Below are 12,872 nucleotides of genomic sequence, written 5' to 3' on the forward strand. Positions count from 1 at the left end.
CCGGCAAGGACGGGCTTTGGGCACCGAGATCCGGCTGGTGGTCGTGACGGACGATCCCGGGACCGGTGACGAGGCGCTCCGGCGCGCGGTCGACGATCTGGAGAGCACCGAGCAGGCGCTCTCCCGCTTCCGTCCCGAAAGCGAACTCTCCCGGCTCAACCGGGAGGGGACGATGATCGCCGGCGGCCGGCTCCGTGCTGCGATCGAAACCTCCGTGCAGGCCTACGAGTGGTCGGGCGGGCTGCTCGACCCGCGTGTGATCTCCTCGCTCGAAGCCTTCGGCTACGCATCCTCCCTGCCCCGCAGCGACGTCGGCGTCGTCACCGCCCCGGGTGGCCTCGAGCCGGTGGAGATGCGGCGCTGGATCGAGGAGGACACCGGCAGGGTAACCCTCCCTCCGGGCGTCCGGCTGGACCTCGCAGGGGTCGGGAAGGCGCTCGCGATCGGGTGGGCGGCGATGCAGCTCGCCGGGCACGCCGGGCTGCTGGTGGACGTGGGGGGAGATATCGTGGCACTGGGCCGCGACGAGCGTGGAGACCCCTGGCGCGTCGCGGTGAAGCACGATAAGGTGGTGGGAGAGTTCTCGGGCGACTCTCTGGCCGTCGCGACCTCCACCACGACCCTGCGGGCGTGGAAGGCGGGCGGGCGCCGGGCCCACCACCTGATCGACCCGCGCACCGGCGCCCCGGTGGAGAGCGATCTGCTCTTCGCCACCGTCGCCGCACCCACGATCATCGAGGCGGACCTGGGCGCGAAGCTCCTCATCCTCGGCGGCATAGAGGCCGCGGCGGCGCTGGACGAGAGGTGCCGGGCGGTCGTCACCGACCGGCGGGGCCGGACCATCTCCCTCACCGGCCGACGGAGCGCGGAGCGAGCCTCGTGACGTTCGCCATACTCTCCGGGCTCTCGCTGGTGATGGCGATCACGTCCGCCGTGAGCGCGCTGTCGAACCTCAAGGGCGAGTCCCAGGTGCAGGGCTGGACGACCGCCGGGGCCGGGACGCTGGCGCTCGTCTTCGCGCTGCTCGGACGCTCCACCCGGCCCCTGGACCTCGCCACGGTCCTCGGCGTGCTCCTCTTCGGCGGCATCGCGGGCGCCGGGTGGGCCCCGAAGGGCAAGCGACACCTCCTCGCCGCGGGGGCGGCCGCCCTCTCGCTGGGTGTCGTCCCGCGCCTGCTCGCCACCCTCTCCGCACCCACGGGCGCACCCTCCTTCACCGGCCTCAGCCTGCCGTGGGCGGTGGCGCGGGCCGCGGGCTTCGTCGCCTTCGCGTGCGCCACCGGAGCCGTGCTCCTGGGTACCAGGCGCTCCGCCAGGCTCCCGGTCGGGGGCCTCCCCGCCCGGCTGCATTCGATGCACCGGGCTCTCGGCGCGGCGGCGCTCGTGGCGCTCTCCGTACACCTCTTCGCGCTGTGGACGGACAGCTTCGTCAGCTTCAGCTGGGCGCAGCTCCTGCTCGTTCCCTGGACCTCGAGCTACCGACCTCTCGCCGTAACGCTCGGGTTTCTGGCGATGGTCGCCATGGTCCTCACCGCCTCGAGCGGCCTCCTGAGGAGGCACCTTTCCGGCTGGAGGACGGTACATCTCCTCGCCTGGGCGACGTTCGCGCTGGGGCTCGTACACGGCATCCTCGCCGGGAGCGACACCGGTTCGCTCCCGGCTATCGGCTTCTACCTGGCCGCGCTGGTCGCGGTCGGCATCACCTGGCTGAGGCGGTTCGGGGAGAGACCGGCCGGGAGGGAAGACCCCTCGCCGAAAGACGCTCCCCCGGGGAGGTTGCCCGGTCACACCCGGACGGTTAGTATCCGGGAGATCCCGGAGAGGAGCAGGAAGAGCGGACGACACCGGTGAGAGAGAAGAAACCCCTGCTGACCTTCACCCTGCTGACGCTCCTGGCGGCCCTCGCCCTGGGGGCATGCTCTTCGGCCTCCGGCCCATCGCAGGCACACTCGCGGGCACCGTCCACCTCCCTCCTCGCGCGGCAGAAGATCTGCGGTACGCGCTCGTCCCCGCCCCGGACCTACCGGCACGTTATATGGATCTGGCTGGAGAACAGAAGCTACGATCAGGTGGTGGGGAGCGGGTCCGCACCTTACATGAACCGTGTCCTGATCCCCGACTGCGGCCTGGCTACCGACTACCACAACGTAACCCATCCCAGCCTGCCGAACTACATCGCGGCCACCTCGGGGCTGGGATACTCCTCGCTCAAGCGGTTCTCTTCCGACTGCGAGCCGCGCGGTTCCTGTACGACGAGCGCCCCCTCCATCTTCTCCCAGGTACGCTCGTGGAAGGCCTACGAGGAGTCCATGCCCACGAACTGCGCGAAGAGCAACTCCGGCGAGTACGCCGCCAAGCACAACCCTCCCCCCTACTACACCAGCCTCACCGGCTGCGCCTCGAGGGACGTTCCCTACGCCAGACTCGGGCACGACCTCAGGACGAACACCCTGCCAGCCTTCTCCTTCATCACACCCAACCTGTGCCACGATGCCCACAGCTGCCCCCTCTCCGCGGCCGATTCGTGGCTGCGCACTCAGATCCCGAAGATCGTACGTAGCAGGGCCTACAGGAGCGGAGAGACGGTTGTTTTCATCACCTTCGACGAGGGAGCCGAAGGGTTCGGCTCCAGCGACCGGTGCGCCTCGAACGCTGGCGACCCGGGCTGCCGGGTGGCGACCATCGTGATCAGCCCGTACACCCGGCCCGGGACCCGTTCGGGGGAGCCGTTCAACCATTACTCGCTCCTGCGCACCACCGAACAGTTGCTCGGCGAACACCGCTTCCTGGGAGAGGCCGCCCACGCCAGGAGCATGCGCGGCGCGTTCGGTCTGTGAACGTCTAGTCGGGGACGAGCCCGAGCCTGCGGGCGACGGCGAGGGCCTCGAGCTGCGAGTGTGCCCCGAGCGCCTGCAACAAAGAGCGGATGTGGTTCCTCACGGTGGCCTGAGAGAGGTAGAGCTCCTCCCCTATCTCCCTCGCGTTCTTGCCCTGCGCGAGCAGCCTCAACACCTCCAGCTGCCGTTGCGTGAGCTCGGGGGCTCCTTTCTGGTACGAGGCGGAGACCGCCGGCGACTTGCGGGCGCGCTCGATGATCTCGCGCACAAGCTCGGACTCCGGCAGGCGCAGCCGGCTGTTCTCCAGGGCCAGCGCCGTCACGTACGCCAGCCCCTCGGCCAGCGCGAGATCCTCCTCCCCGTAGCGGCGCTCTGGGCTGGACGAGGCCATCCCCAGGGCCCCCAGGATGCGCCCCCTCACCCTGAGCGGCACGCACAGGTAAGAGACCGGCTCCAGACGCCGCAGGATCTCGAGCTGCTCTCCGCTGCGCGCTACGTCCCTCAGGAGAGCGTCGTTCACCCGAGGGATCAACTCCGAACGCCCGCTCCTGAAGACCTCGGGCGTACCGTGGGAGACGCCGGCGCCGAAGGGGTAGTCGAACTCGTAACGTCTTGCGTCCTCCCCCTCGGGTCCGCCGGAGCGGACCAGCACCAGCCTGTGTATCCTCGCTTCGTCCTCCTCTACCACGTCGACGAAGCACCAGTCGGCCAGGTCCGGCACGACCAGGCCCGCCGCGCCGGTGAGCACGGCCCGGTCATCGGTTAGAGAGGAGAGCCGCGAGTTGGCATCGGCGAGGAACTCGAAGCGCCGCTCGGAGGCACGGGCCCTGGCGGCGCGCTCCTCGAACTCACGCTCGGTCTGTGAACGCTCCAGCGCAGCGCCGATGATGGTCGCGACCTCCTGCAGGAACCCGACTTCCTCCTCGCTGAAGGTGCGTCTGGTGGTGGTGTGGGCCCCGAGCACGCCCCAGGGCAGCTCGCCGAGGTAGATGGGGGTCGTGATGCCGCTCTTGGCCCCGTGCTCGGTCAGCAGCGGCGAGGCCCTGAAACGCACCTCGTTCTCCAAATCCTCGGACACGACGGGGCCTCTGGAGATCAGGGTGTAACCGGCCTGGGAACCGAGTCCGACCTCCACCACGGCCTCCCCCACATACCCCTCCCGCCAACCGTCCCCGGCCCACAGCAGCAGCCGGTCCCCCTCGGGTATGAGATGGACGATCTCGCAGTACTCGACGCGCAGCACCCTGGTGACGGTGCGTGCCGCCTGACTCAGGAGGTCGTCCACGGTGTCCCCGCTGGAGAGCGCCTGGAAGGCGAGCGCGCCCAGCGCCTCCTGCATCTCGAGCCGCCTCCGAAGGTCCCCGCCCGACGCGGGGTCGGGTGGAGGACCCTGTTCGTGCCGGTCGTCCGTCGTGCCCATAGCGATGAGTCCCCTCTTCTTCCAGGGGCCTTCCGCCCCCGCGAGAACGGGGATCTCATCTTATACCGGCCAGCGGGGCTCCGCAATCCGGTGAGCGTTACCGGTGGACCACCAGCACGGAACCGTGGGCGTGACGGACGACCGGGCCGGAGACGCTGCCGAGGAGGGCCCGGCGCACCCCTCCCAGCCCCCGACTCCCCACGACGATCAGGTCCGCCCCCAGGCTCTCCTCCAGCTCCGTTATCCCGGCATCCGCCCTCCCGAACTCCAGGTGCACCCGGGGCACCACCTTCTCCCCGGCTGGCCCCATCTGACCCTCCAGGAATGCGAGGATGCGACGTCGAACCCTCGCCTCGTCCACGTCCCACGCCATGGGCCCCAGACGCATCCCCTCCACGACGTAGACGGCGTGCAGCTCGCCGCCGGAGGCGGCACAGATCTCCGCCGCCATGCGGGCCGCTGCGGCAGATTCTCTGGAGCCGTCGACGGCGAGCAGGACCTTCTCGGGGAGGGAGTCGCCCCGCGCCACCAGCACCGAGCAACGCGCGTTGCGCACCACGCCCTCGGAGACGCTCCCGAGCAGGGTGCGGCGGAGCGCGCCGAGGCCGCGGCTGCCGACGACGATGAGCCCGGCTCCGATCTCCTCCGCGAGCGCCACGATCCCGGACTCGGGGTCCCCCGTCCCGACATGCACCCCGATCACGGCGAATCCCGCCTCCTCGAGCCTCAGGGCCTCCTCCCTGGCCCGCTCCTCCGCCTCCCGCCGCGCGAGCGCGACGGCTTCGAACTCCGGGTTCGGGTGCGGCGGTCCCCAGCCCGGCGACCCGTAACCTGCCGGCAGCCGGCCGACGCTCGCCACGTGCAGCTCCGAGCCGAGCGCCGCGGCGAGTCGGGCACCGAGCATCGCGGCGCGGCGTGCCCCCTCCGACCCGTCCACCGCCACCAGCATCCTGACAGGAAACATCCCGCTCCTTTACGAATAGAAGATCAACGTCTCCCCGGGCAGATCAGCACCGGTCCCTCGGCCGCCCGCAGGACCCTGGTAGAGACGCTTCCGAGCGCGATCCGTCCCAGGACCCCGAGCCTCCGGCTACCCACCGCCACGAGCGCCTTCTCTCCACCCCCGATCTCGGCGGCCACCCGCAGGATCTCCTCCGCCGCATTCCCCTCGATCAGCCGGGCCTCGGGACGTCGACCGAGCAACCCTCCAAGCTTCCATGCCCGCCCTTCGAGGGCCTGCTTCTCCCAGTAGAGGGCCTCCTCCCGTTCTGGGACCCGACCTTCTCTCCAGCCCCCTTCTGGCTCCGGAGGCCACCAGAAGGCACGAACCACGACCCCATCGGCGCCGAACAGGCCACCGATGCGCGCAGCGAGCTCACCGGCCATCGCGGCGGCGTCCGAACCATCGTCTCCGACGACCACCCGCTGTGGAGGCCAGGCCCCTTCCCCACCGCGTACGACCAGCACCGGGCAGGGGGCCTGGTGTATCACCTCTTCGGAGACGCTGCCGAGCGCGAGGCGTCCGAAGGCCCCGAGCCCCCTGCTGCCCATGACCAACAGGTCGGGCCCGAGCTCCCCGCAGATCTCGAGTATCCCGCCGACAGGAGAGCCCTGCACGAGGTGCGTCCCCGCCACCCCGCCGCCGGCTTTCTCCACCGCCGCGGCCGCTCTCTCGAGAACCTCATTCGCCTCCCTCTCGTAGAGGTAGGAGTAGTCGGTCCACGTCACGCCCGGGTAGGCGACGTGGGTGGGGACCGGGCGCCAAGCGTGCACCAGATGGAGGTCCGCCCCCGTACCCTTTGCTATACCGGCGGCCGCACGGGCGGCGAGCTCCGCGTCCTCGGAACCGTCGGTCGCCAGGAGTATCCTGTTCACGAGCACGTCCAACGACCGCCGACCTCAGCGTACGACGAGCACGGAGCAGTGGGCATGGCGCACGACCGAGTCCGAGACGCTCCCCACCAGGGCCCGCCTGAGCCCCTTCAGCCCTCGACTCCCCACGACGATCAGATCCGCCCCGATCTTTTCGGCGAAGCCGACGATCTCGTGGTCCGGACGGCCCAGGAGGAGGTGGGCCTCCGCCTCGACACCCCCTGACTCCGCCAGCTCTTTCGCCCGATCCTCGACGAACTTCCGCACCTCATCCTTCTCCCGCTCCAGGCTCCACTCGAACCTCTCGCCGATGAGCGGGTGTGTGTAAGGAAGCTGAGGATCGAGCGGCAGCGCACAGGCCACGTGCAGCTTCGAACCGGTCGCCCCGGCCACCTCGGCGGCCACCCGGCTCGCCGCGGCGGCCGCCTCGGACCCGTCCACCGCCGCCAGGATCTCACCCCCTGAGAACACCCTCTCCTCCCGTGCCCCGGGACGGACGACCAGCACCGGGCAGTGTGCGTGCCTCACCACGCCCAGCGAAACGCTCCCTATGAGCACCCGCTTGAGCGGTCCGAGGCCGCGGCTGCCGACGACGATGAGCCCGGCTCCGATCTCCTCGGCCAGATCCACGATCTCGTGGATCTCGGCCCCCAGCCTTATGTGGGTCTCGGCTTCGTCGGCGAGCCCCTGCTTTCGGAGTTTCTCCACCTCTTCCCGCAAGAGCTCGCCGGCCTCCCGACGGGCCTGTTCGTTCCATTCAGCGGCCCCCAGGTCCCGATAGGGGTACATGGCGGGCACGAAGCCCACGGTGGCGACGTGCAGCTCGCTGCCGGTAGCCTTCGCCAGCCTGGCGGCGGCGGTCGCGGCTCGCCTCGCGCTCTCCGACCCGTCCACCGCGGCCAGTATCTTCGTCGGGAACATGCTCATTCAAAGACCTCCTTCGATCCGGACTCCACGCGGTCCTTCCCGCTTCCTTCCTCGACGTCCGCCCCGGCTCTCCGGGGACCTTCGCCGCCACCTCGGACCTCCTCTTCCGCCCCTCCTCCCCATCGCTCACGCCGGTATTCTCCCCGCGAACGGACCTTTGGCCCTGAGCAAGTTTGACCGTCGTCATGGTCAAGATTGATCACGAACGACGATCGCCGGACGGGTAGAGGCTTTGCCGATCGAAGTCCGTCACCGCTCATCCCGCGCCCTTCCTCGCGGACCGCTCCACATCGAGCACCCGGAGCACCGTCGGGACCACCGCGTCGGGGCTCAGGCTGATCGAATCTATACCCCTCTCGACCAGGTAGGCCGCGAGCTCCGGGTAGTACGAGGGGGCCGGCCCGCAGATGCCGACCTTCCTGCCCGCCCGGTGAGCCTCCTCTATGAGCATCGCGCACATCTTCATGACCGCCTCGTCGCGCTCGTCGAAGAGCGAAGAGATCCGCTCGGAACCCCCATCCACCCCGAGAACGAGCCGGGTGAGATCGCTGGAGCCGATGCAGAAACCGTCGAAAAGAAGGGCGAACTCCCGGGCCAGGACGAAGTTGGAGGGGATCTCGGCCATCACGTAGACCTCCAGGCCGTCGTCCCCGCGCCTCAGCCCCCCTTCTTCCATTACCCTCAGCACCCGCTCGCCCTCTTCGGGAGTGCGGCAGAAGGGAACCATGACCTTGAGGTTCTTGAGGCCGAAGAGCTCCCTCACGCGCCGGACGGCCGCGACCTCGAGCATGAAGCCCTCCCGGTAGTCCGGGTGGTAGTAGCGGCTCGCCCCGCGCCAGCCGAGCATGGGGTTCTCCTCTCGCGGCTCGAAGAGTTCGCCGCCGAGGAGGCCGGCGTACTCGTTGGTCTTGAAGTCGGAGAAGCGCAGGATCACGGGCTTCGGCCAGAACGCCGCGGCGAGCGTCCCTATGCCCTGCGAGAGCCTGTCCACGAAGAACTCCCGCCTGTCCTCGCAGCCCTGGGTGCGGCGGGAGACCTCCAGCTTCACCCTCGGCGGCAGCGAATCGAAGCGGGTGAGGGCCAGCGGGTGTACACCGACCCAGGAGGCGAGCACGGACTCCATCCGCGCCAGCCCGACGCCGTCGTTCGGAAGCCTCGCGAGCCCGAAGGCCCGCTCGGGGTCGCCGACCTCCAGCATGATCCTGGTCTCGGGGCGTCCGATGGAGGCAGGGTCCACCTCCGTCTCCTCGTAGCGCAGGGCTCCCCGGTAGACCCTGCCCGTCTCGCCTTCCGCGCACGAGACGGTGACGGGCTCGCCGCCGGGCACCTTCCGGGTGGCGTCCTGCGCGCCCACCACGGCGGGGAGGCCGAGCTCGCGGGCGACGATCGCCGCGTGCGAGGCGCGGCCGCCCCGGTCGGTTACTACGGCCGCGGCGGTCTTCATGATCGGCTCCCAGTCCGGGTCGGTCATCCCGGTCACGAGGACCTCGCCGGGGCGGAAGCTCGCGATCTCACCCGGGTCCTGGAGCACCCGCGCCTCGCCGGAGACCACGGCATTCCCGACCGCGAGCCCCTCGGCCAGCACTTCCCCCTTCTCTTTGAGAGAGTAGAGCTTCACCTTCGGAGCCTCGCGGGCACCGTGCACCGTCTCCGGCCGCGCCTGGATCATGAAGAGGTCTCCGGTGAGGCCGTCTTTGGCCCACTCGATGGCCAGGAAGGTGCGCCTGCCGTGCTTCGCGCCGTAGTGGTCCTCGATCAGGACCGCCCATCGGGCGAGCTGCAGCACCTCCTCGTCGGGGAGGGAGAAGGTTTTTCTCTCCTCTACGGAGGTGGGCACGTTCTCCACCGCGCGGTGGCCGCTCTCGTCGTAGGTAAGGCGGGACTCCTTCGTCCCGAGCCGCCGGCGCACGAGCGGCGCGTAGCCCTCTCTCAGGGTCGGCTTGTGCACGTAGAACCCGTCGGGGACGACCCGGCCCCGCACCACGTTCTCCCCCAGCCCCCAGGTCGAGGCGACGTAGATCACATCGGGGAATCCGGACTCAGGATCGAGGGTGAAGATCACGCCGGAGGAGGCCAGATCGGCGCGGACCATCTTCTGTACCCCGACCGAGAGGCCCACGCCGAAGTGGCCGAAGCCCATGTCCTCCCGGTAGCCGATGGCCCGGGGGGTGAACAGGCTCGCGAAGCACCGTTTGATCGCCTCCAGAAGCTGTACCTCGCCGCGCACGTTCAGGAAGCTTTCCTGCTGGCCGGCGAAGCTGGCGGTGGAGACGTCCTTCGCGGTGGCCGAGGAGCGCACCGCGACGTCGGCGTGCTCCTCGCCGCAGGCGGCCGAGAGCTCGCGGTAGCAACGCAGGACCTCGACCTCCACGTCGTCCGGGAAGATGCCACCGAGGATCGCATCCTGTATCCTGCGGCTGCGGCGGACGAGATCCTCCACGTCCTCGCACCTCGACCCGGAGAGCGCCTCGCGTACGGGCCCTTCCAGATCGTTCTCCCGCAGAAAACGTCGGTAAGCCCCGGCCGTGATCGCGAACCCTTCCGGCACCCGGATCCCAAGGTTCCCGAGCCCGCGCATCATCTCTCCCAGAGAGGCGTTCTTCTCCCCGACCAGCGGCACGTCCTCAAGACCTATCTCCGAGAACCGGCGCACCCAGCGCAGCCGCGCCTCCATCGCCCGATCCCTCTATCGCTCCATCTTCCACACCCCCGGAAGAGCCGGCCGGCCTCTACCAAACCTCCATCCCGCGCTCAGCCGGCCGAGAGGACAACCTTCAACGCCTGCGTATGCGCGGCATCGGCGAAGGTGTCGTAGGCGTCCATGATCTCTTCCAGCGCGAAGCGGTGGGTGGCGAAGGGGGTCGGGTCCACCCGGCCCTCGGACACGAGCCGCAGCAGGGTCGGGGTGGAGAACGTGTCGACCAAGCCGGTGGTGATGGTTACGTCCCTGGTCCAGAGCTTCTCCAGATGCAGCGTCGCCGGGGCGCCATGCACGCCCACGTTGGCCACGTGCCCGCCGGGACGGACGAGCTCGGTGCACAGCTCGAAGGTCTCCGGGACGCCGACGGCCTCCACGGCGACGTTGGCCCCGAGGCCGCCGGTCAGCTCCATGACCCTCTCGACCGCGTCCTCCGTGGAGTCGTTGATCGTCACGTCCGCACCGAAGCGCCGGGCCTGCTCGAGGCGGGACTCGGCGAGGTCTATGGTGATGATCCTGCTCGGCCCGTAGAGCCTCGCGGTCAGCACCGCGGCGAGCCCTATGGGGCCGGCCCCCACGATCGCGACCGTATCACCGGGCTCCACGTTCCCGTTCAGCACCCCCACCTCGTAGCCGGTGGGGAGGATGTCCGAGAGGAAGACGACCTGCTCGTCGGAGAGCCCCTCCGGAACCCGGTAGAGGCTGTTGTCCGCGAAGGGGATCCGGACGTACTCGGCCTGGGTCCCGTCCACGAGGTGCCCCAGGATCCAACCGCCTCCCTGCAGGCACTGGCCGTACATCCCCCGCCGGCAGTACTCGCAGCGCCCGCAGGCCGAGATGCAAGATACGAGGACCTTATCCCCTTCCCGGAAGTTCTCCACCCCCGTCCCGGCGTCGACGACCGTGCCGACCGCCTCATGGCCCAGCGTGCGCCCCTCGGCGACCTCGGGGACATCACCCTTGAGGATATGCAGGTCCGTCCCGCAGATGGTCGTGGTGTCTATCCTCACGATCGCGTCCGTCGGACGCTCGATGGCGGGATCCGGCTTCGACTCCCAGCTCTTCTTCCCCGGACCGTGGTAGACGAGCGCTTTCACGTTTGTCCTCCTCTCCGTATCTTTTGCGCCCCAGTCTCGCTCCAGGGTGGAGGGGAGACATGATCAATCGTGACCATCTCGATGAGCCAGGTTGATCATGTTTCGCCTCCCTCCGGGAAAAGAGGGCTCATCCCCGACGGGCGGGTTCATCCTGCGCCCGGCTCCCCCTCTCCACGTCCCGGTAATATTCGCGCCAGATGATCCTGTAGATGCGCACAAGCCGCGGCAGGTCCCTCAGGCCCGGTATCCAGGGGACGAGCAGCAGGACCAGCGAGAGCGCGCCGATGGTGAGCATCGCCGCCAGGTCGGCGCTCGCGGCCCAGACGGTGGTGTACGGTGGTATCTGGTAGAGCAGGGTGTAGAGCCACAGCCACGCCTGACCTGGCCAGTTCCCCGTCTCGTTCATGACACCCCACTGGTTGCCCTGGAGGTTGTAGTGGGTGGCAAGGTCGTTGAGCGTCTGTGAGGCGGAGATGAAGAGCAGCGGCCGGGTGTAGTCGGCCTGGTAGAACCTGCCTCCCTCGCTGCCGACGAGACCGTCCAGAGCCCCGCTCATCCCCAGCTTGAGCTCCGCCTCCATCATCGCGAGGACGGGTCCGTAGTCACCGGGAGAGACGTGTATCCTCCCACCGGCGACGCGCGCCCCTTTCGCTGAGAGAGCCCTCTGCAGATTCCTCTCCCACGCACGCCGCTGAGATGGGCTCGCCGCGTCGTAGGCTTTGATGGCGCGCTCGAGCCGGGGGTTCGTGCGAGCGGCGGTCTTCAGGGGAGAGAGCACGAAGTCGCGCGCCGGGTTGATGGGCACCACGACGCCCGCCCACTTCTGAGGTGAGATGGGACCGAGGGCCTGAACCGAACCCGTACCGTGGTTGTAGGGTGGGCCGTAGGTGGAGATGTCGCTCGTACCGTCGAGGTAGCCGAGCGTGGTTTTGGTGAAGGAGAGCGGGTGCTGCTGGGCGGTACGCTTTATGGTTATCGCCCGCTCGTCCGGCGAGGAGAAGACGATGGCCAGGACGGTCGCCAGGGCGAGGACGCCCAAAACGGCGAAGAAGAACTCCTTGATCAGGTCGGACTCGATCATCGGGTAGCCGCGGTAGTACTCCTGCGGGCTCTGATGTCTTGCGGTCCCCCTCATCTCTCGTCCTCCTTCCGCTCCGCCCGCTGCGACTCCGAAAAGTTCGGCGGGTAAGGATGCACGACCCCGCGCATGCGCACCTGCAGCACATGCCCCGCGACGAGCAACACGATGATCAGCGGGAAGAAGAGGATGTGCAACCCGAGCATCTGCCCGAGGTCGAGCACGTTGAAGAGGCCGCCGAGCCCCACGGCGTTGAACGCGTCCTTCGCGGAGAGCCCGATCCACTGCGCGTCGAAGTTGGTCTGGCTGAGGTAGCCGGTGAAAGCAGCGGGGACCGAGACCAGAAACGCGAGCACGCCGGAGACCCAGGTCCACGCCCGCCCGTCGCGCCAGGCGCCCATGAAGTACTGCGCCCACAGGTGCAAGACCATGCAGAAGAAGAAGAGCTGCACACCCCAGAAGTGCAGGCTGTTGAAGAAGTGCCCGAGCGGGCTCGTGTGCCACCACTGCACCCCTCCGATCACCAGCACTATCCCGGAGAAGAAGATCACGACCAGCGAGGAGAGGGTCAGCACCCCGAGCAGGTAGACCGCCGAGCGGACGTAGGCCGGGAGCCGGTCCGGCAGGAGCTCCTCCGCGGGCAGCCGCTCGCCGAGCACCTGACGGGTGCGCCGGGTCCAGTTCACGGGCGCTCCTCCCGCCGCACGTCCTCATCGCCCTGCACGGGACGCCCGGACCCAGGATACGGGAGCACGAGCGCCGCGACGAAGGCCAGCACCATCAAGGCTATGACGATCGCGTTCGCCCAGGTGATGACGAGGAAGTGCCAGTGGATATAGTGCTGGGCCCCACCGAGGCTTACCAACCCCTCACCTCCTCGACGACGAGAGCTTTTCCTTCGCTCATGTATACGGCCGGGACGGCCGGCATCGCCTGGTCAAAA

12 protein-coding genes are annotated in these 12,872 nt (G+C 68.9%); 3 read left to right on the forward strand and 9 right to left on the reverse strand.

Going from position 1 to position 12,872, the window contains the following annotated elements; translation table 11 throughout:
- The first annotated feature begins 16 nt into the window (after positions 1-16).
- From AC6EKW_RS00780 to AC6EKW_RS00790, 3 genes are read left to right on the forward strand one after another with little or no spacing between them, the layout of a single operon-like run.
- Positions 17-883 (forward strand): FAD:protein FMN transferase, encoded by an 867-nt coding sequence (locus tag AC6EKW_RS00780; protein ID WP_498513396.1) that lies wholly within the window; start codon positions 17-19, stop codon positions 881-883.
- Positions 880-1,851: a ferric reductase-like transmembrane domain-containing protein gene (locus AC6EKW_RS00785; protein ID WP_498513397.1), complete on the forward strand. Its 972-nt coding sequence runs from the start codon at positions 880-882 to the stop codon at positions 1,849-1,851. Before AC6EKW_RS00780 ends, AC6EKW_RS00785 begins: the two co-directional genes overlap by 4 nt.
- Positions 1,848-2,837 carry an alkaline phosphatase family protein gene (locus tag AC6EKW_RS00790; protein WP_498513398.1) on the forward strand — a complete coding sequence of 330 codons (990 nt, stop codon included), beginning with the start codon at positions 1,848-1,850 and terminating at the stop codon, positions 2,835-2,837. The genes AC6EKW_RS00785 and AC6EKW_RS00790 overlap by 4 nt, the downstream gene beginning before the upstream one ends.
- Positions 2,838-2,841: 4 nt before the next feature.
- Here the strand turns inward: AC6EKW_RS00790 and AC6EKW_RS00795 are convergent, their stop codons facing one another.
- The 9 genes from AC6EKW_RS00795 to AC6EKW_RS00835 form a co-directional block, all read right to left on the reverse strand.
- Positions 2,842-4,257, reverse strand: a complete 1,416-nt coding sequence (locus AC6EKW_RS00795) for a GAF domain-containing protein (protein ID WP_498513399.1) — start codon at positions 4,255-4,257, stop codon at positions 2,842-2,844.
- A 97-nt stretch (positions 4,258-4,354) separates the two neighbouring features.
- A complete protein-coding gene (locus tag AC6EKW_RS00800) occupies positions 4,355-5,221 on the reverse strand; it encodes a universal stress protein (RefSeq protein ID WP_498513400.1) in 867 nt (288 codons plus the stop codon).
- Between the two features lie 23 nt (positions 5,222-5,244).
- Positions 5,245-6,138 (reverse strand): universal stress protein, encoded by an 894-nt coding sequence (locus tag AC6EKW_RS00805; RefSeq protein WP_498513577.1) that lies wholly within the window; start codon positions 6,136-6,138, stop codon positions 5,245-5,247.
- Positions 6,139-6,156: 18 nt separating this feature from the next.
- Positions 6,157-7,056 (reverse strand): universal stress protein, encoded by a 900-nt coding sequence (locus AC6EKW_RS00810; RefSeq protein WP_498513401.1) that lies wholly within the window; start codon positions 7,054-7,056, stop codon positions 6,157-6,159.
- 256 nt (positions 7,057-7,312) lie between these two features.
- Positions 7,313-9,718, reverse strand: a complete 2,406-nt coding sequence (gene ppsA, locus AC6EKW_RS00815) for a phosphoenolpyruvate synthase (RefSeq protein ID WP_498513578.1) — start codon at positions 9,716-9,718, stop codon at positions 7,313-7,315.
- Positions 9,719-9,807: 89 nt separating this feature from the next.
- A complete protein-coding gene (locus tag AC6EKW_RS00820) occupies positions 9,808-10,851 on the reverse strand; it encodes a zinc-dependent alcohol dehydrogenase family protein (protein WP_498513402.1) in 1,044 nt (347 codons plus the stop codon).
- A 127-nt stretch (positions 10,852-10,978) separates the two neighbouring features.
- Complete coding sequence (locus AC6EKW_RS00825) at positions 10,979-11,986, reverse strand: hypothetical protein (RefSeq protein WP_498513403.1); 1,008 nt, start codon at positions 11,984-11,986, stop codon at positions 10,979-10,981.
- Entirely contained in the window at positions 11,983-12,615 is a 633-nt protein-coding gene (locus AC6EKW_RS00830) for a cytochrome b N-terminal domain-containing protein (protein ID WP_273888185.1), read from the reverse strand. Before AC6EKW_RS00830 ends, AC6EKW_RS00825 begins: the two co-directional genes overlap by 4 nt.
- The gene (locus tag AC6EKW_RS00835; RefSeq protein ID WP_498513404.1) at positions 12,612-12,794 is read right to left on the reverse strand and encodes a hypothetical protein; all 183 of its coding nucleotides are present in this window, start codon (positions 12,792-12,794) and stop codon (positions 12,612-12,614) included. The genes AC6EKW_RS00830 and AC6EKW_RS00835 overlap by 4 nt, the downstream gene beginning before the upstream one ends.
- Between the last annotated feature and the right edge of the window lie 78 nt (positions 12,795-12,872).

Source organism: Rubrobacter sp. M3-4 (genome assembly GCF_059772285.1).

Bases quoted from the DNA above. Each gene is read 5' to 3' on its own strand.
- AC6EKW_RS00795 (WP_498513399.1), bottom strand. From the start codon at position 4,257: ATGGGCACGACGGACGACCGGCACGAACAGGGTCCTCCACCCGACCCC.
- AC6EKW_RS00800 (WP_498513400.1), bottom strand. From the start codon at position 5,221: ATGTTTCCTGTCAGGATGCTGGTGGCGGTGGACGGGTCGGAGGGGGCA.
- AC6EKW_RS00810 (WP_498513401.1), bottom strand. From the start codon at position 7,056: ATGAGCATGTTCCCGACGAAGATACTGGCCGCGGTGGACGGGTCGGAG.
- AC6EKW_RS00825 (WP_498513403.1), bottom strand. From the start codon at position 11,986: ATGAGGGGGACCGCAAGACATCAGAGCCCGCAGGAGTACTACCGCGGC.